General features: G+C 75.2%; 9 protein-coding genes. 7 read left to right on the forward strand and 2 right to left on the reverse strand.

From position 1 onward, the window contains the following. Positions 1-320 precede the first annotated feature (320 nt). From L3078_RS04725 to L3078_RS04745, 5 genes are all read left to right on the forward strand, one after another. Positions 321-1,187: a DUF4132 domain-containing protein gene (locus L3078_RS04725; protein WP_239751028.1), complete on the forward strand. Its 867-nt coding sequence runs from the start codon at positions 321-323 to the stop codon at positions 1,185-1,187. Next, positions 1,184-6,097 carry a DNA-binding protein gene (locus tag L3078_RS04730; RefSeq protein ID WP_239751030.1) on the forward strand — a complete coding sequence of 1,638 codons (4,914 nt, stop codon included), beginning with the start codon at positions 1,184-1,186 and terminating at the stop codon, positions 6,095-6,097. The genes L3078_RS04725 and L3078_RS04730 overlap by 4 nt, the downstream gene beginning before the upstream one ends. A gap of 115 nt (positions 6,098-6,212) precedes the next feature. Next, entirely contained in the window at positions 6,213-7,373 is a 1,161-nt protein-coding gene (locus L3078_RS04735; protein WP_239751032.1) for an ATP-binding protein, read from the forward strand. Next, positions 7,370-11,275, forward strand: coding sequence for a vWA domain-containing protein (locus tag L3078_RS04740; protein ID WP_239751034.1), 3,906 nt, complete (start codon positions 7,370-7,372; stop codon positions 11,273-11,275). The genes L3078_RS04735 and L3078_RS04740 overlap by 4 nt, the downstream gene beginning before the upstream one ends. Next, on the forward strand, positions 11,272-13,374 hold the full coding sequence (locus tag L3078_RS04745) for a hypothetical protein (RefSeq protein ID WP_239751037.1): 2,103 nt from the start codon (positions 11,272-11,274) through the stop codon (positions 13,372-13,374). Before L3078_RS04740 ends, L3078_RS04745 begins: the two co-directional genes overlap by 4 nt. 10 nt (positions 13,375-13,384) lie before the next feature. On the opposite strand, the gene L3078_RS04750 is transcribed toward L3078_RS04745, so the two are convergent. After that, positions 13,385-14,098: a response regulator gene (locus L3078_RS04750; protein ID WP_239751039.1), complete on the reverse strand. Its 714-nt coding sequence runs from the start codon at positions 14,096-14,098 to the stop codon at positions 13,385-13,387. Then, entirely contained in the window at positions 14,095-15,090 is a 996-nt protein-coding gene (locus L3078_RS04755) for a sensor histidine kinase (protein ID WP_239751041.1), read from the reverse strand. Before L3078_RS04755 ends, L3078_RS04750 begins: the two co-directional genes overlap by 4 nt. A 140-nt stretch (positions 15,091-15,230) precedes the next feature. On the opposite strand from L3078_RS04755, the gene L3078_RS04760 reads away from it, so the two are divergent. After that, on the forward strand, positions 15,231-15,947 hold the full coding sequence (locus tag L3078_RS04760) for an ABC transporter ATP-binding protein (protein WP_239751044.1): 717 nt from the start codon (positions 15,231-15,233) through the stop codon (positions 15,945-15,947). Next, positions 15,944-18,256, forward strand: a complete 2,313-nt coding sequence (locus L3078_RS04765; protein WP_239751046.1) for an FtsX-like permease family protein — start codon at positions 15,944-15,946, stop codon at positions 18,254-18,256. Before L3078_RS04760 ends, L3078_RS04765 begins: the two co-directional genes overlap by 4 nt. Positions 18,257-18,324 lie beyond the last annotated feature (68 nt).

Below are 18,324 nucleotides of genomic sequence, written 5' to 3' on the forward strand. Positions count from 1 at the left end.
ACGTGTCACTGCGGAGGGTGAGCGCCGCGGCCGCGGCGCCGCCTACGGCGACTGGCCGGTAATACGTACTCCGGTTACGTAGGTCTACGGATGCGTCGCCCCTGTTCGCTTCGATTGGCTTGCCGGACGCCGGAGGGGTCGCCCCGTGTGCCCGTCGCGCCGTCGGGGTCCCCGACGTGCCGGAGGGGGCTTCGCGGGGAGGCGCCGGACCGATTGTCAGTGGCTGCCGCTAGCGTTCCGCACATGGTCGCACTTGGGCCGGGATTCCCCGGCTGAACTGTGCTTTCTTCCTGTGCAATTGACGCTAGGGGCTGGGGTTCGTGGGTTGGCTGTCGGCGGGCGACGGGTACGAAGTCGCTCTTGTGGAGGGGCGGGTGGCCGCACGAGCCACCTCGGGCCGTGCGGCGGGACGGCAGTTGAAGTCGCTGCCGAAGGCGCTGAAGGACCACCCCGAGGTGGACCGGCTGCGCCGGTTCGCCGAATGGCTGGATCGGCACGCGACGGCATGTGTCGAACAGGTGGACGCCTGGATGGTGTCGTCACTGCCCGTACCCACCGGTCTGCTGGCCCGGGTGTGGCCGGACGAGGCGTGGCAGGCCGCGCTGCGCGACCTCGCGGTGGTCGGCGACGACCCGGACGAGGTCGGCTTCCTGCGGGGCGCCACCGACGCCGGCGAACTGCGGGTGGTGAACCTGGACGGGGAGACGGTCCGCCTCTCCCCGCGCACGGTGACCCTGCCGCACCCGGTGCTGCTGCCGGACCTCGACGACATCCGGGAGTTCGCGGCGGAGCTCGGCATCGTCCAGCGCGTCGAGCAGATACACCGGGCCACCTGGCGAAGGCCGGACGACCTGGCCGCCAAGGCCACGCAGGTACGGGAGTTCACCGGCGGGCAGTACCGCTCCCGCTTCGCCCTCGCCGCGCGCGCCACCTCCCTGGGGTACCGCGTCTCCGGCGGCTATGCCACCGCCCGGGTCCGGGACGGCGGGCGCACCGTCGAGGCCTGCGTGTGGATCGGGGAGCCGTACTGGGACTCCGAGGTGGAGACCGGCGGTCTCACCTGGCAGGACCAGGACGGCCGTGCCCTGCCGCTCGGCGAGGTGGGCCCGGTGGCGTGGTCGGAGGGAATGCGGATGGCCGCGGCGCTGTACGCCGGGCGCGTGATCGAGGAGGGCAAGGACGCATGAGCGGGGGGACGCGGGTGTCGTACGAGGACGTGCTGGCAGCGGGCGGGGTGCTGCCGCCGGACACCGAGGAGGCCGGGGAGCGGGCGGTGCCGCTGACCGCGCGGACGTACCGTCACCCGGGCCTGGACGACCGGGTGGTGGTGCGGCTGGTCGCCGGGGAGCTGGGCGCGGCGGAGGATCTGGCCGCCGGGTTCCTGGGCCTGGAGCAGGACGCGGAGCCGGCGGTCGTGGGGCTGGGGCTGCGGCAGTCGCTGGGCTTCCCCGAGTGGGTGCTGGTGCACCACCCGGCGGACGGGCACCACGCGCTGGGCATCGTGCCGGACCTGGAGCGGGCCGCACGGCAGGCGAAGTCGAAGCCCAAGATGGCCATGGACGCCTATCTGGAGCTGGGCGAGCGGCTGGCGGCGTCGGTGCCGCACTTCCTGCCGACCTTCTTCGAACAGGCGGGCCGGGTGTTCCTCGCGGAGGAGAACGCCACGTACGCGGCCCAGTTGTTCACCCGCGCCCGCAAGGCCGAGGCGGAGCACGGGCTCGTCGTGGAGGAGGAGCGGCTCGACGCCGTCTTCCTGGAGTTCGCGCTGGCCGGCGCGCTCCCGGTGAAGGTGCTGTCGGCGTACGCGAAGGAGCTGGCCGCGCGGGTCCCGGCCGAGGAGGCGCTGCGGCGTTTCACCAAGCTGTGCCTGCGCCGCACGGCGGGCGGTCTGCCGCCTTCGGCGCAGATGGCGAACGACCTGCGCCGGCTGGCGCGGGCCGCCGGCCGGGACGCGGACCTGACCGAACAGGACTACCTGGCCGAGCTGCTGGTCCTGCCGTCGACGCTGCGCGCGGCGGCGGGCTGGTGGAAGGGGCACCGGACGGCGCTGGTGGCGCTGGCCGCGCGGGAGCCGAAGGTGCGGGGCACCCTGCTGGACACGTTCCCCTCCTCCTATGACGACGACATGCCCGCGATGTGGCTGGACATCCTGGAGGCCTCCGGCGCCACGGCCGGGCTGTGGGACGGTTCCCTGCCCGAGGAGCAGCGTCCGCACGACGGAACGGCGGGCTGGCTGGAGCGGTTCCTGGCCTACCGGGAGCGGGCCCGGTCCTGGCGCGGCTCCACCCGGATGCCCCGGCTGTACCCGCTGGTCGAGCGGACCGTGGACCAGCTGCGGGCCGAACTCACCGCCACAGGGCGGGAGTTGCGGGTCACGCACGACATCGACCTGATGGATCTGCTGCTGTCCCTGGGCGTGCCCGTGGCCGCCCCGGCGAAGGATTCGTCGCTGCCGCTGGAGCAGTGGGCCCCGGGCGAAGGGCACCGCGAGCTGCTGTCGCTGGCCGCCGACTCCCGTTTCCACGACGCGTTCCGGCGGGGCGCGGACCGGTTCGCCGACGACGATTCGGGGCGGCGCGCGATCCGTGTGCTGGCGGCGTCGCCGGGCGGTCGGCCCCTGCTGGCCGAGTGGGTGCGCTCGGTCGTCCGGCGGTTCACCGCCGTGGGTCTGCCCCAACTGCCCGAGGCACTGGCCCGGCTGAAGTGGCTGCCCGCCGAGGCGCTGGCGCTCGCCGAGGACGAGGTGCGCGCCGCCGTCTCCACCGAGCTGGCACCGGTGCTCTCGCGTACGCTGCGCGCCGGTCTCTTCGACGAACTGGGCTGGCCCGCCTGGGAGGACGCGACGGCCACGCTCGTCCCCAAGGACGACGTCGAGGACATCATCGTCGCCGACGCCTGGCCGCACCTCGTCGTGGCGGGCGCCGCCCAGGCCCGGGTGATCGGCGCGGAGGGCACGCTCCTCACCCACGACCTGCGTATCCCCGCGGACGACAAGTGGGGCGACCCGGGCTTCCACCACGTGGACGGCGAACTGCTCGTCTACTGGCGGTCCCGTGACAACGGCCTGCGCGGCTACTGGCACACCCGGGCCGACAGCCCCCAGCCCATGGAGGGCCCCGGCGGCACCCGGGGCACCGAGATGGACTGGTACAAGGGCGACCTGAAGCTCACCCTGCCCCTGCCGGGCGGCGGCCGGACCACCGGCGCGGGCGTACTGCACGCCGGCGACACCACGATCCCCGACGAGCGGTGGCTGGTGTTCGACGGCGCCTCGTACTGGGTCTGGCACGCGGAGGGCGAGCGGGAGACGCACGGCTTCTACGAGTACGACCCGGCGACGGGCGGGCGCGGGCGCATGAGCATGCCCGCCTTCCTCGCCGACGCGCTGCGCGACGCCCCCGAGGGCAGCACCTACGACAGCGGCTGGCTCGGCCCCTCCCCCACCGTCGGCCGCACGCCGGCCTCCGCGCCCGTGGACGGCGTGGTCGGCCTCCGCACGGTCCGGCTGCCCGACGGCGCCCACCGCACGCAGGACCTGGCCGGGCACACCGTCACCCTGCCCGCGGGGAAGGGCCGGCCGTCCGCGCTCGTCGTGTTCCCGGGCGACGACCGGGCCCGGGCCGTCGTCCGCAACGGCTGGCAGCTGGAGATCGTCGACCACGACGGCGTCGTCACCTCCGTCGCGAAGACTGACCGCACGCCGGGCGTCTACGGCGAGGGCACGCTCCTGCTGCCTCCGGTGCAGTTCTGGGAGTGCATGACACCCCGCGACCCGGAGGGCTCCGCCGCGCTGCGCCGCATCGACGCGGCCACGTCGACGGCCCTGCTGGCCGCCGCCGCCCAGGAGGACAAGGACGCGCTGCCCGACGCGATCCGCGCGCTGCTGCCGGTCACGCACGACGCCCTCGTCGCGGGCATCGCCGGAGTCGTCCGCCACGCCGCCGACCAGCAGGCCGTCCTCGACGCCGCCGCGGCCCGGCTCACCCGGGCGCTCGACGAGGGAGTGGACGAGCTGGAGGGGCCCGCCGGCCCCGCCGACACCGTCCTCCAGGGCGCGCTGAGCGGCCTCGGCGAGCCGACGAGCCACTGGTGGAACCGCGACGAGGAGGCCGACACCGTCTTCCGTTCGCTGCGTACGCTGAGCAGGGCCGCCGGGCTGCTCCCCGCCGCCACCGCCGCGAGGTCGGCGGACGTGCGCCTCCACCTCGACGGGACCGAACTGCCCACCGGGCAGCCGGACCTGTGGTCGCTGGCCGACCGCACCGCCGCCGTCGTCTTCCGCGCCACGGCCGCCACCACCTCGCCGGAGCACCGGGAGGCGCTGCGCGCCCTGCTCGACCGGTTCGAGACGCTGGGCCTGGGGATCGGCGCCCACGCCGAACGGTGGCGCGGGGTGATCGTGAGCCTGACGGCCGCCCAGCTGCGCACCGCGTCGGGCGAGTGGCGCTCCGGCTCGTGGAACGGTCTGCTGCCGCTGGGCGACGACGCCTTCCTCGCGATCGTGGGACGCCTGTCCCTGAACGACGACGGCGCCGTCTTCACCGGGTTCTTCCACGACCCGACGGGACGCTTCGAGACACCGGAGCCGTACACGCTCCGCGAGTCCTGCCCGGTGCCCGGGGCAAACCACGCGGACCGGCTCGCGGCGTTCCTCGCGGAGCTGGACGCGCGCGGCCCGGCCCCCTGGTTCCCGGAGGCCGCCGAGGAGTTCGCGCGCCGCACCGGCGTCACCGAGACGATGGCCCGGCTGATCGTCGCCGGACTGCCCCAGGTCGACGTCTACCAGCGTGCGTTCCTGTCCACGGAGGCACGCACCGCCCTCGGTGTGAAGCAGGGGCCCGCGGCCGTCGCCAAGGACGAACTGCGCCGCGTCGACGGCGAGATCCGCGCCGAGGTGGTGGCCGCGCTGCTGCCCGCCGACCCCGCCCGGCTGTGGACCGACGGGCCCGACGCGGCCGCCGCGGCCGAGGTCTGGAACAGCAAGGTGGGCAGGCGGACGGCCGTCCCCGAGGAGTTGTTCGCCGACGCGACCCGCGCGGTCAAGCACTCCCCGTGGGAGCTCCGCGCCGCCCTGCCCGCGCTGCTGCACCCGGCCGGTGAACCCCGGCTCACCCGGGACCTGGAATGGGCGGTCAAGGGCGACCGGGTCCGTCCCGTCGACGACGACGCGGTCGGGTTCACCGCGGACACCCTCGTCGGCTCCGTCGGCCTGGCCGCCTGGCTCGCCCACCGGCTGCCCGCCGGCGACCCGCTGCGGGCAGCGCTGCCCGCCGCGCTCACCGCCGTGCGCGAGCGGCTCGCGCACCCCGGGCTCGTCCTGGACCTCAACCGGTACATCGGCCTGCCGCAGTTCCGCAAGACCGCGGGTACCCCGACCGAGGTCGGCGAGGGCTTCGAGCGGTACGGCGCCGTCATCCTGGCCACGCACGACGACCAGCCGTCACCGGGCATCAGGGTCTCGCTGCTCGACGAGGCCGGCGAGGACCCGTACCTGCCGGCGCTGCGCATCGACGACCAGCGGCCCTACGCCGCCGAGGTGGCGCTGCGGCTGGCCCGTTCCGCCCCGTACGCCGCGCTGCTGGCCGACCCGGGCGACCCGGTGGCGGGCGAGCGCGGCAAGGACGGCACCTGGTGGCCGCAGGACCCCAGCCGTTCGGTGCCCGAGCTGGTGACCGAGGTGGCGAAGGAGTACGGCATCGGCGAGGACGCCGCCACGCTCTATCTGATGCTGCTCGCCATGCCCGACCCGACGGACCGCATGACGGCCCGCTGGACGGGGTGGAAGCCGGCCCGGCTCAAGGCGGCCCGTGCCGAACTGGCCGGGGGCGAGCTGGTGGTGGAGGCCAGCCGCGCCAGGGCCGGGCGTTCGCTCTTCCTGCCCGGCGCCTGGGTCGACCCGAAGGCACCTCGGCTGCCGCTGGAGCGGTGGAAGCTGCCGCTGTTCGCCGGCCTGATGAACGACGAGCACCCCACGTTCGGCGTGATCGTGCCGTCGGAACCGGCCGCCGAGCTGTACCGCAGGGCCTGGCAGCGGATCCAGGACGGCGACGCGCCCCGGTTCGAGGAGCTGAAGGTGCGGCGGGGCCGCCGCCGCTGAACGGGATCGGGGGCGCCCGGCCACCGGGCGCCCCGTCCTGACTTCGGCCCTTCCACGCACCTGCCGACATACCGCCTTACACACTTTCCTACTTACCTACTGAGCAAGGACGTTCATGACCGCGACCGACACGGCGACGGCTCTTCCGGCCCGGCAGATCCTGCCCGCCGAGGAGCGCCACGCCACCGAACTCGACTTCCTCGCCGCCCATGACGAGGGCCCGCGCCCGCCCGGCTGGCGCCTGACCCCGCGTTCCGTGGTCACCTTCGTCTGCGGCAGCGGCGGCGAGGCCCTGAAGCTGCCCAAGCCGCACGAGACCCTGCCGGACAAGCTGGTGATCGCACCCAAGTTCGTCGGCGAACGCGCCCTGGTCGAGCGGTGCGTGGTCACCCTCGCCGGTGAGCGCGGCCTGCTGCTCGTCGGCGAGCCCGGCACGGCCAAGTCGATGCTCTCCGAGCTGCTGTCGGCCGCCGTGTGCGGCACCAGCGCGCTCACCGTGCAGGGCACCGCCGGCACCACCGAGGACGCCTTCCGCTACGGCTGGAACTACGCCCTGCTGCTCGCCCAGGGCCCGACGCCGCAGGCGCTGGTCGACTCGCCGGTGCTGGGCGCGATGCGCTCCGGCCGGGTGGCGCGGGTCGAGGAGATCACCCGCTGTCTGCCCGAGGTGCAGGACGCCCTGGTGTCGATCCTGTCCGACCGCCGGGTGAGCGTGCCCGAGCTGTCCGGCACGGACGACGCCCAGGTCGCGGCCGCGCCCGGGTTCACGGTCATCGCCACGGCCAACCTGCGTGACCGGGGTGTCTCGGAGATGTCGGCCGCGCTCAAGCGCCGCTTCAACTTCGAGACCGTGCACCCCATCGCCGACGTCGACGCCGAGACGGCCCTGGTCCGGCGGCAGGCGGAGGCGGCCGTGCAGCGGGCGGGCGCGGCCTTCGGTGTGGACGACGCGGTGCTGGACGTACTGGTCACCGTCTTCCGCGATCTGCGTGCGGGGCGTTCCGCCGAGGGCTGGGACGTGGAGCGTCCGGGCACGGTGATGTCCACCGCCGAGGCCGTGTCGGTCGCGGCCTCCCTCGGGGTGGCCGCCGCGTACCTGCCCGGCGGCGACGCGCTCGATCTCGTCCCCGGGCACCTGCTGGGCGTGGTCCGCAAGGACGACCCGGCCGACCACGCCCGCCTCCTCGGCTACTGGGACGGCCCGGTGCGCCGTCGCGCCGAGGACGGCTCGGCGATGTGGCGCCGCCTCTGGGACCTGCGGGAGAACCTTCGGTGACGACCACTCAGGACCCGAGGGCCGCCGTCACGGCCCTCGCCGACTCGGCGGCGCCGTACCTGCTGGGGGTACGGCACCACAGCCCGGCCCTGGCCGCGGCCGTGCCCGCCCTGCTGGACGCCTCCGGCGCGGACGTCGTCTGCGTGGAGCTGCCGGCCGACTTCCAGCACTGGCTGCCCCACCTCGCGGCGCCGGGCACGCTCGCGCCGGTCGCCCTGGCCGGGGCGAGCGAGGGCGGCCGCCTCGGCTTCTACCCGTTCGCCGACTTCTCCCCCGAACTCGCCGCCCTCCGCTGGGCTCGGGACCGCGGCAAGGAGGTCATCTGCTGCGATCTCCCGATGTCGGACCCGGCGTGGAGCGTGGACCGGCTGGTGCCGAGCGCGGAAGCGCCCGCACCGCACGCCGACCACCCGGCACCGGGCTCGCACACCACGACGGCCGACCCGGCCGGTGGCACGGCCGGTGCGAGCGGCCCCGACTCCGACCCGGGCAGCCCCATGGCCGATGCGAGCGGCCCCACCGCCGACGCGGCCGACCCAACCCCGGGTGCGAGCAGCACCGGCGCCGAGCCGGGCAGCCCCGCCCCGGCCGTGGGCACGCGCAGCGTGGTGGTCGAAGGGACCGCCGTCGCCTCGCCGACGGCGTTCGCGGCGGCTCTCACCGCCGCCGGGACCGGTCGTGACGGGGACGATCTGTGGGACCGGTGCGTGGAGGTGCTCGCCCCCGGCTGCGCGCCCGAGGCGATCCGGCGCGCGGCCCTCGGCGTCGGGTGGGCGTTGCGTCGCGACGCCGAGTCGGCGGGCGGCGTGCCGCTGGTCGACCTGGCCCGTGAGGCGCACATGCGCGACACGATCGCCCGCGCCGCTGCGGGCGGACGCCGGGTCGCGGCCGTGATCGGCGCGTTCCACGCCCCGGCGTTGACAGACGCGGCCGACGCGGACACCGACCCGTCCGACGCGGAGGAGGCGGCGGCCGGAACCGTCGGCACGGGGAGGCCCGCGACGGGCGGTGCGACGGCCGCCCGCAGGACGGACGGCACCGCGACCGGGGCCCGGGGATCGGGCCTCGCCGGGGAGCACCCGCCGGTCGTCACCTCGCTCGTCCCGTACGCCTTCGACCTGCTGGACTCCCGCTCCGGGTATCCGGCGGGCATCCGTGACCCGCGCTGGCAGCAGGCGGTGTTCACGGCCGGTGGCGACCCCGAGCTGCTGCACGCCGCCGCCGCGCGGGCGATCACCGATGTGTGCCGGGAGCTGCGTGCGGCCGGGCACACCGCGGGCACGGGCGAGGCGGCCGAGACCCTGCGGATGGCGGGCGACCTGGCCAGTCTCCGGGGGCTCGCGGCCCCCGGCCGGGGCGAGGTCCTGGAGGCGCTGACGACGGTGATGGGCCAGGGCGAGCCGCTCGGCCGTGGCCGGGCTCTCGCCCGGGCGCTTGAAGTGGTGCTGGTCGGCACCGACCGGGGCCGGATCGCGCCGGGCACCCCGCGTTCGGGTCTCGGCCCGTCCGTGGAGGCGGAGTTGGCCGCGCTGCGACTGCCCGGCCCGGAGGACCCCGCCTCGCGCGAACTCCGGCTCGACCCGCTCCGCTCCACCCTCGACGGCCGCCGCGAGATCCTGCTGCAGCGCCTCGCGGTGTGCGGTGCCGGCTACGGCGAGCCCGTGGAGGTGGCCGGCACGGGCGACGGCAAGGCGCTCACCACCCGGTGGCGGGTGTCGTGGAGCCCGGCGGTTCCCGTCCGGCTCGACCTGGCCGGGATACGGGGTGTGACCGCGGCGCTGGCCGCCGAGGGCACCCTGCGGGAGACCTTCCGCCGGGAGTCGGCGGAGGGCGGGCCCACCTGTGCCCTGGTTCTCGCCGGGCTCCGAGCGGCGGCCCGCTGCGATCTGCCCGCGCTGGTCGCCGACCGGCTGGCGGACGCCGCCGCCGTGCTCCCGGCCTCGGCCACCCTGCCCGAACTGCTCGAAGCGCTCGACCTGTTGGAGGCGCTGCGCCGGGGCCATCTGCCCGGCACCACACCCGAGGGCAGGTCGGCGGCCGCCGATCTGGCCGTCGACCTCCTGGAGGCGGCGGTCCGCGCGCTGCCCGGTCTCGCGGGCAGCGACGAGCCGGAGGACGCGGCCGCGCTCGTCGCGCTCGCCTCCCGGGCCGGTGAACACCGCCTCGGTCTGCGCATGGACGACGCCCTGGGCACGCTCGCGCGCTCCGGTTCCGCGCTGATCCAAGGGGCCGCCCTCGCCGCCCGGGTCCTGCTCGACCTCGACGGCGCCGACACCGTCGGGGCTCGTGCGGCCGGCTGGATCGACACGGCCACCGGCCCCGACGGCCGTCTCGGGCTCGCCCGCCGTCTCACCGGTCTGCTCAGCGGCGTGGCCCCGCTGCTCCAGTCCGCGCCGACCGCGCTGGACCCGCTGCTCGACCGCATCGACACGCTGACGGACCAGGGCTTCCTGGACCGGCTGCCCGCCCTGCGCGGAGGCTTCGACACGCTCACCCCGGCCGGGCGCGACCGTCTGCTCGACACGGTCACCGAACGCCTCGGCGACCGCCTGGACCTCTCCCTCACCGCCTCACCGGAACTCCTCGCCCTGTGGACGGCGGCGGACACGGCGGGCCTGACAGCGGTCAACTCCCTCCGCCTGCCGACCGGTTCGACCCCGGCGGGCTCCCCCGAGAGCCCGACCGCCGAACGGCCCACCGGGGCCGAGACCGACGCCACCCGCCTTCCCGCGGCCGCCGACGCGCCCCACCCCGACGGTCGGACGTCGGTCTCCGCCCTCCACCTCTCCCCCACCGACCGCTGGCGGCTGCTTCTCGGCCGGGAGAGCGAGAAGCTGCCGCAGGGTGCCCGGCGTTACGCGCACGCGCTGGACGAGTTGTACGGCACCGGCCGGGGCGAGGGCTCCTCGGACCTCGGCCGGGGAGCCCCGGGTCAGGGCGGTGGTCAGGACGCGTCGTTCCCCACGGCCCGGGAGTGGGGCGAGGAGTTGGACGCGCTGTTCGGCGCCGAGGTCCGTGAGGAGGTGCTGGCACGGGCCGCCGACCGGGGCCGTACGGACGTCCTGGCCGAGCTGGACCCCCAGGCCGTCCGCCCGTCGGTCGATCTGCTGACCTCCGTGCTGAACCTCGCCGGAGGAATGCCCGAACAGCAACTGGCCCGACTGCGCCCGCTGGTACGACGGCTGGTCGACGAACTGGCCAAGGAACTCGCCACCCGGATGCGCCCCGCGCTCACCGGCCTGGCCACCCCGCGTCCGACCCGTCGCCCCGGTGGCCGGCTCGACCTGCCGCGCACCCTGCGGGTTAACCTGGCGAGCACCCACCGTACGGCGGACGGCCGGACCGTGGTCGTACCGGAGCGGCCGGTGTTCAGCACCCGGTCCCGCAAGGAGGCGGACTGGCGGCTGATCCTGGTCGTCGACGTGTCCGGGTCGATGGAGGCCTCCGTCATCTGGTCGGCGCTGACCGCGGCCGTGCTGGGCGGCGTCCCCACGCTGTCGACGCACTTCCTGGCGTTCTCGACCGACGTGATCGATCTGACCGACCGGGTGGACGACCCGCTGTCGCTGCTGCTCGAGGTGCGGGTCGGCGGCGGCACGCACATCGCGGCGGGTCTGGCGCACGCCCGTTCCCTGGTGACCGTGCCCAGCCGCACCCTCGTGGTCGTCGTGAGCGACTTCGAGGAGGGCTACCCGCTGGGCGGGCTCCTGGGCGAGGTCCGGGCGCTCGCGAGTTCCGGGGTGCACCTGATGGGCTGTGCCGCCCTCGACGACACGGGCACGCCCCGCTACTCGGTGCCCGTCGCCCAGCAGCTCGTCGCGGCCGGCATGCCGGTCGCCGCCCTCAGCCCCCTCGCCCTCGCCCGCTGGGTGGGGGACCGCCTCCGCGGAGAGAGCCGATGAACGCCGAACTGCCCCCGGCGGCACCCGACGTGGTGGCCGCCGCCGTCGAGAGCCTGACCTCCCGGCTGCGCAAGAAACTGGACGCCGCGGTCGAGACGTACGCGGCGCTGCCCGTCACCGTCGACGGCGGCGACCTGCGCATCCGGTGCGGCGAGGACGCCGAGGTCACGCTGACGCCCGGTCCTTCGGGCGCGGTGACCGACGCCGGGCGGGCGGTGTGCGGTTGCCTGCTCGCACCCCGCTGTCTGCACCGCGCCGCCGTCCTGAGCGCCTGCCCGGTGGCCGACGCCGAGGCCATGGCCGCGGCCGAGCCGGAGCCCGCGCCGTCCGGCACGGCGGCGGACGCCCTCGTGAGCGAGGGTGAGGCCCCGTCGCCCGCGACCCCGCAGGCAGCCGGAGGATCCTCCTCAGCCGCCGCACCCGCCGACGGAACGAAGCGGTCCGAAGCCACCACCGCTACCGACCCGACGGGACCGACCGAAACCGGCAGCACCGGCGAGGTCGGCACCACCGGGGGCACAGGCACCACCGGCGCCACCGGCAGCACCGGCGAGGTCGGCACCACTGGGACCAGCCCCGGCGCCGCCCTCACCGGCGCGGCCGGAGGCCTCGGCGACGGCGGCAAGGCCCCCACCCCCGCCCAGATCTCCGCCGCGTCCGCTCTCTGGGCGGCCACCGCGGCCGTGCTCGCCGCCGGAGTCCCGGCGGCGGGAGCGGTGCCGCAGGCGGAGTTGCTGCGGGCCGCGCACACCGCCCGGCTCGCCGGACTGCACCGCGCCGAGGCGGCGGCCCTCCGGGTGGTACGCGGACTGCGCGGGGCCCGCGCCCGGCACGACGGGCACCGGCTCGCCGACCTGGTCGCCAACGTACGCGAACTGCTGCTCACCACCGGCCTGTTGGCGGCGGCCGATCCCGACCCCGCCCTCGTCGGCACGGCGCGGCGCGCCTATCGGCCGGGCGGCAGTCTGCGGGTGCACGGCGTGTGCCGGGAGCCGGTGATCTCGGCGACCGGGTACGGCGGTGTCGTGACCCATCTGGTCTCCGACGACGGGAGCTGGTTCTCGATCGCCGACGTCAAACCGGGCGGCCCGGCCCGCGCCCGGGGTGCCGCGAAGGCCACGGTCGCCCTCGGTTCCGGCGCCCTCGACCACGCCCGGCTCTCCCGTGGCGGGCTGCTGATCTCCGGCGCCACGGTCTCCCCGGACGGCCGCCTCGGCTCCGGCAAGGGTGTGCGGGCCACTCCGCTCGCCGGTCTGTCCTGGACGTCGGGCCCGCTCGCCGCCCTGTTCGCACGCCCCCTGGCGGAGGCGGTCGCCGAGCGGCTCACGGGCGGCCCCGGCGCCGACCCCGAGCAGGCGGAGCAGGAAGCGCGCAGACTGATCGGCTGTGACCTGGTCCTCGTCGGCGCGGCGGGCGACCAGCTGTTCGCCCGCGAGGTGTCCGGCTCCGGGGAGTGGGCCGACGGCGGCCTGCTCGTCCGGCTGACTCCGGCCAACGGCCACCCCGACCTCGCCCACATCGCCAACTTCCGTCAGCTGGCCACCCGTCCAGGTCTGCGGATACGGGTGCTGGGCCGCCTGGAACCCGACCGTGCCGCCACGCTCCGCCCGCTGGCGATCGGCCCGGCCCCGGACACCGAGGCGACCGTGCGGCTGCCGGACGAGTGGGAGGGCCACGCCGACCTGGGCTACGACCGTCTCCAGGGCGCGCACTTCCCGCCGGCGGACGCCCTGCCCGCGGTCGACGGCCCCGCCGGGGTTCCGGCGGACCCGCTCGCCGAGGCTCCGCTGTGGCGGCTGCGCCGGCTGGTCGAGGTCGCCGTCTCCGGAGGCCGCCGCGCGGTCGCCGAACCGGCTCGTGACGGCGATCGCGGCGGAGGGGGCGCGGCCCTGCGGCGCAGTGGGTTCCGGGCGGGGGCCGACCTGGCGACCGCGCTCGCCACGGAGGCGGACCGCCGCTCCCGCGACGTCTTCGGACGCGTCACCGACCCCGACCCCGACCGCTACGCCCGCGCCTGGCTCGCCACCGCGATCTACCTGACCGGCACCGAACGGGCCCTGATCCAGTCCACCTGGCGTCCCCCGTCCCACACCACCTGACCCGCGACGGTCACCCCTCCCTCGGCGCGGCGCCGCCGACCTCTCTGGGCTCCCTGGCCCTGACCAGTCCCTTCTCGTACGCGATCACGACGGCCTGGGCACGGTCGCGCAGGTGGAGCTTGGCGAAGATACGGGCCACGTGCGACTTCACCGTGGCCTCGGTCAGGGTGAGTTCGGCCGCGAGTTCGGCGTTGGACAGACCGCGCCCGAGGAGGGTCAGGACCTCGAGTTCGCGCGGGGTCAGCACCTGGAGGTCGGCGGAGACCGCGGGCGGCCCGGCGGCTTCCGTGGCGAAGCGTTCCACCAGTCGTCGGGTGATGGAGGGTGCCAGCAGGGCGTCACCGGTGTCGACCAGGCGGACGGCCGCCGCGAGGTGCCGCGGCGTGACGTCCTTCAGGAGGAAGCCGCTGGCACCGATCGACAGGGCGGCGTAGACGTACCGGTCGAGGTCGAAGGTGGTGAGCATGAGCACCCGGCACTCCGGGTGCGCGGCCAGGATGCGCCGGGTGGCCTCCAGGCCGTCCATGGTGGGCATCCGGATGTCCATCAGCACGACGTCCGGGCGCAGTTCGCGGGCCATCGCCACCGCCTCCGCGCCGTCGGCGGCCTCGCCCACCACCTCGATGCCCCGGGCGGTGAGGATCAGCCGGAACCCGGTCCGGATCAGGGTCTGGTCGTCGACCACGAGCACGCGCGGCGCCGCTTCGGGCCCGGCCGGCGTCACGGCCGGTCCAGGGGGATGCGGGCGCGGACCCGGTAGCCGCCGCCGAGGCGGCGTCGGGCGTCCAGGTCGCCGCCGTACACGGCGACGCGCTCGCGCAGGCCCAGCAGCCCGCGCCCGGTGCCGTACGGATGGCGCGGAGTGGGCCGCGCGGGGTGGGACGGGGAAGGGTGCGACGGGGAAGGGTGGGACGGGGAGGGGACGCCGCCGGTCAGGACGCTGGGGCCGGTGTTCAGCACCTCCACGCGCAGCGCCCGGTCGGCGTACCGCACGGTGACCTCGGCCTTGCCGCCGTCGCCGTGTCTGAGGGCGTTGGTGAGCGCCTCCTGCACGATCCGGTAAGCCGTCACGTCGATGCCCTGCGGCAGCGGGCGGGGCTCGCCGGAGATCCGTACCTCGACGGGCAGACCGGCGAACGAGATCCGGTCGACGAGCGTCCCCAGCCGGTCGAGCCCGGGTTGGGGCGTCAGCTCCGCCAACTCCGGCCACTCCACGCGCTCCACACCGGCACCAACCACATCCCCATCCCCATCCACATCGCGGCCCGCGCCCTTCCGCGCGTCCGAGGCCGCCGTCGCGTCCAGGCCCTCCTGCACGTCCGCCTCGTCCTCGCCGTTCTGCGACGGCGCCAGCAGACCCAGCAGATGCCGTAGGTCGGTCATCGCGCCACGGCCCGCGTCCTCGACGGCGAGCAGAGCCGCCGCCGCCTCGTCCGGCATGGTGCCCAGTACCTCACGCGCCGCTCCCGCCTGGACCACCATGAGGCTGACGTTGTGGCTGACGATGTCGTGCAACTCCCGGGCGATACGGTCGCGTTCGGCCGCGATCGCGGCCCGCGCGGCGCTCTCCCGCTCCCGTTCGAGCATCCAGCCGCGCTCCCCCACCGCCTTCTGCCACCGGCGCCGGGTGCGCACCAGGGCCACCGCGAGACCCACCGCGACCGCCGCCACCACCCCCAGCGCCGCCGCCGGCCCGTCCGTCCCCCACTCCCACATGGAGTTCACCCTCGCAGACCGGCCCGCCGCCGCGCATCCGCCCCGGGATGGGGTCCCCTGCATCTGCGGGATGAGGCCCGGGTCATGGTGCCGTCCCGGGAGGGATGTCCCGGCGGCGCCGCTCGCCTAGCGTCCAATGCATGGTCACCGAGGAGAACACGAACAACAGCGCGGAGACCGTCGTACGACTCGACGGTGTGCGCAAGGAGTACGGGGAGACGACGGCTCTGGACGGGGTGTCGCTGGAGATACGGGCCGGTGAGGCGGTCGCGGTGATGGGCCCGTCGGGATGCGGCAAGTCGACGTTGCTGAACATGATCGCCGGTCTGGACCGCCCGACGGGCGGCACGGTGACGGTGCACGGCGAGAACGTGGGGGAACTGACGGAGAAGGGGCTCGCCCTGTATCGGCGGCGCCGCATCGGCATGATCTTCCAGTTCTTCAACCTCATCGACGACTTGTCGGCGCTCGACAACGTGGCGCTGGCCGCCCAGTTGACGGGCACCCCGGCCCGCCAGGCCCGTCGTCGCGCGCTGGAGCTGTTCGACGAGCTCGGCATCGCGGACCGGCGCAACGCCTACCCGGCGGTGCTCAGCGGCGGGGAACGGCAACGGGTCGCCGTGGCACGGGCGTTGATGAACCGCCCGGCCCTGCTGCTGGCGGACGAGCCGACCGGCGCGCTGGACAGCCGCGCGGGAGAGCAGGTGATGGACCTGCTGCTCGATCTCAACCAGATCGGCCAGACGCTGATCATGGTGACGCACGACGAGCGTCTCGCCCGGCGGTGCGCCAGCCGTCTCGTCGAGTTCGCCGACGGCCGCGTGCGCGGCGAGCACACCCTGGAGCCGTCCGCATGAGGGCCGTGTGGCGGGCCGCGCGCGCGGCGGTACGGCGGCGCAGGCTCCAGACGCTGGTGATCGGGCTGGTCACGCTGACCTCGACGACGGCGATCGTGGTGGCACTCGGGCTGGTGGACGCGGCCTCGTCGCCGTTCGACAAGGCCTTCGCCCAGCAGCGCGGACCGCATGTGGTCGCCGCCTTCGACCGCGCGAAGGTCACGGACGGCCAACTGACCAGGGCGGCCCGGCAGTCCGGAGCAGCGGCGACCGCGGGCCCCTTCCCCCAGGCCACCGTCGAACTGCCGAGAGAGGTCATGAACTACGGCCTCGGCAGCGAACTCACGGTCGTGGGCCGGTCCGACCCCGGGGGCCCGGTGGGCCGGTTGGACGTGTGGGCGGGCCGCTGGGCCACCGGGCCGGGCGAGGTCGTCCTCAACCGGCAGTCGGACTGGACGGCGGACGACCTCGGCAAGAAGCTGCGCCTGCCGTCCGGCCCCACCCTGACCGTCGTCGGCTTCGCCTTCGATCTGAGCCGCACCGCCGACGCCTGGGTCGCCCCCGGGCAGATCGACGCCCTGCGCCCCACGGCCACGCAACTGCTGTTCCGCTTCGAGGCCGCCGCGTCGGACACTGAGCTGCGCACCCAACTCGCGGCGGTGACGGAGGAGTTGCCGACGGGTGCGCTGGTCGGCTCACGGTCGTACCTCGCCCTCAAGGACCAGATCGGCAGTACGGCGCGGGCGTACGCTCCCTATCTGCTGGCCTTCGGGGTCCTCGGCGTCGTGGTGGCCGTGCTCATCGTCGCCAACGTGGTCAGCGGCGCGGTGATCTCCGGTTTCCGGCACATCGGCATCCTCAAGGCGCTGGGGTTCACCCCGGCGCAGGTGGTGGCCGTCTACCTCGTGATGATCTCCGTCCCGGCAGTGCTGGGCTGTGTGCTCGGGACGGCCGTCGGCAATCTGGCGGCACGGCCCCTGCTGCGGTTCGCGTTCACGGGCCCGGACGCGGGGGTGTTCCACGACAGCGTCTCGCTCGCTCCCTGGGTCACCGTCCTCGCCCTGACCGGCATGCCGGTCGTGTGCCTCCTCGCCGCGCTCGCGCCCTCGGTGCGCGCCCACCGGCTGTCCGCCGCGCGGGCGATCAGTGCGGGCAGCGCACCGCGCGCCGGCCGGGCTCTCGGTGTCCAACGCCGACTGGCGGGCAGCGGGCTGCCCCGCTCGGTGAGCCTCGGGCTGGGCCTGCCGTTCGCCCGGCCGGGGCGCAGCGCTCTCACGCTCGCGGCGGTGGTCCTCGGCGTGACCACCGTGACGTTCGCGACGGGCCTGGCCACGACGATGGACCGGTTGGGCAGCGCGGGCCGCGACGCCTACCAGGTGACGGTCTACGTGGGGAAGCACCGCGACGGCAAGGAGACCAGACCGGTCCACGACGACCGGGCCCTGCACGCCCTGCTGCGCTCGCTGCCCGACGCGCGCGAGGTCACCGCCAGGGCGGACACCGAGGCCCGGCTCGCGGGTTCCACGGAGAAGCTGTGGCTCGAAGGCCGTCGCGGCGACCACCCTCTGATGGGCAACGTGCTCACCGAGGGTCGGTGGCTCCGGGGCACCGGTGAGGTGGTGGCGGGATCGGCCTTCCTGCGCAGCCACGGCCTGGACGTCGGAGACCGCTTCCGGGTCGAGAAGGGAGACCGTGGCGCGGACGTGGTCGTCGTCGGAGAGTACATGGAGACGAACGCCCGTCTCGTCGTCACGGACTGGGCGACCATGCGGGCGGTGGCGCCGGAGGAGAAGCCCATCGCCTACCACGTCAAGCTCCGCGACGGGGCCGACGCGGGAGCCTACGCCCGCGCCGCCGAAGCGGCCGACCCGGGGGTCAGCCCGTCCGTGACCGGCGCCAACTCCGTCACCCGGACCATCATCGGCTCCGCCACCGCGCTCACCCTCCTGCTCGCCGCCGTGACGTCCCTCGGCGTCTTCAACACCGTCGTCCTCAACACCCGGGACCGCCGCCGCGACCTCGGCATGCTGAAGTCGATCGGCATGACACCACGCCAGGTCACGGCGATGACGGTGGCCTCCATGGCACTGCTCGGCGCCCTCGGCTCGCTCCTGGGCATCCCGCTCGGCATGGCGGGCCACGAGCTGGTCGTCCCGCGCATGGCGGACGCGGTGGACCTCACCCTGCCGTCGTACATGACGGACGTCTGGAACGCCCCGGCGCTGGCGGGCCTGGCCCTCGCGGGCATCGTGATCGCCGTCGTGGGCGCGTACGTCCCGGCACGCCGCGCGGCCCGGCTGACGATCGCCCAGGTGCTGCACAACGAGTGAGGCGTCCCCTGCCTGCGGGGCGCGGCCGTCCCTCGACCGCGCCCCAGGTTGTATCGCTGCGCACATGA

Source organism: Streptomyces deccanensis, assembly GCF_022385335.1.
In the GTDB taxonomy this organism is placed as follows: Bacteria; Actinomycetota; Actinomycetes; order Streptomycetales; family Streptomycetaceae; genus Streptomyces; species Streptomyces deccanensis.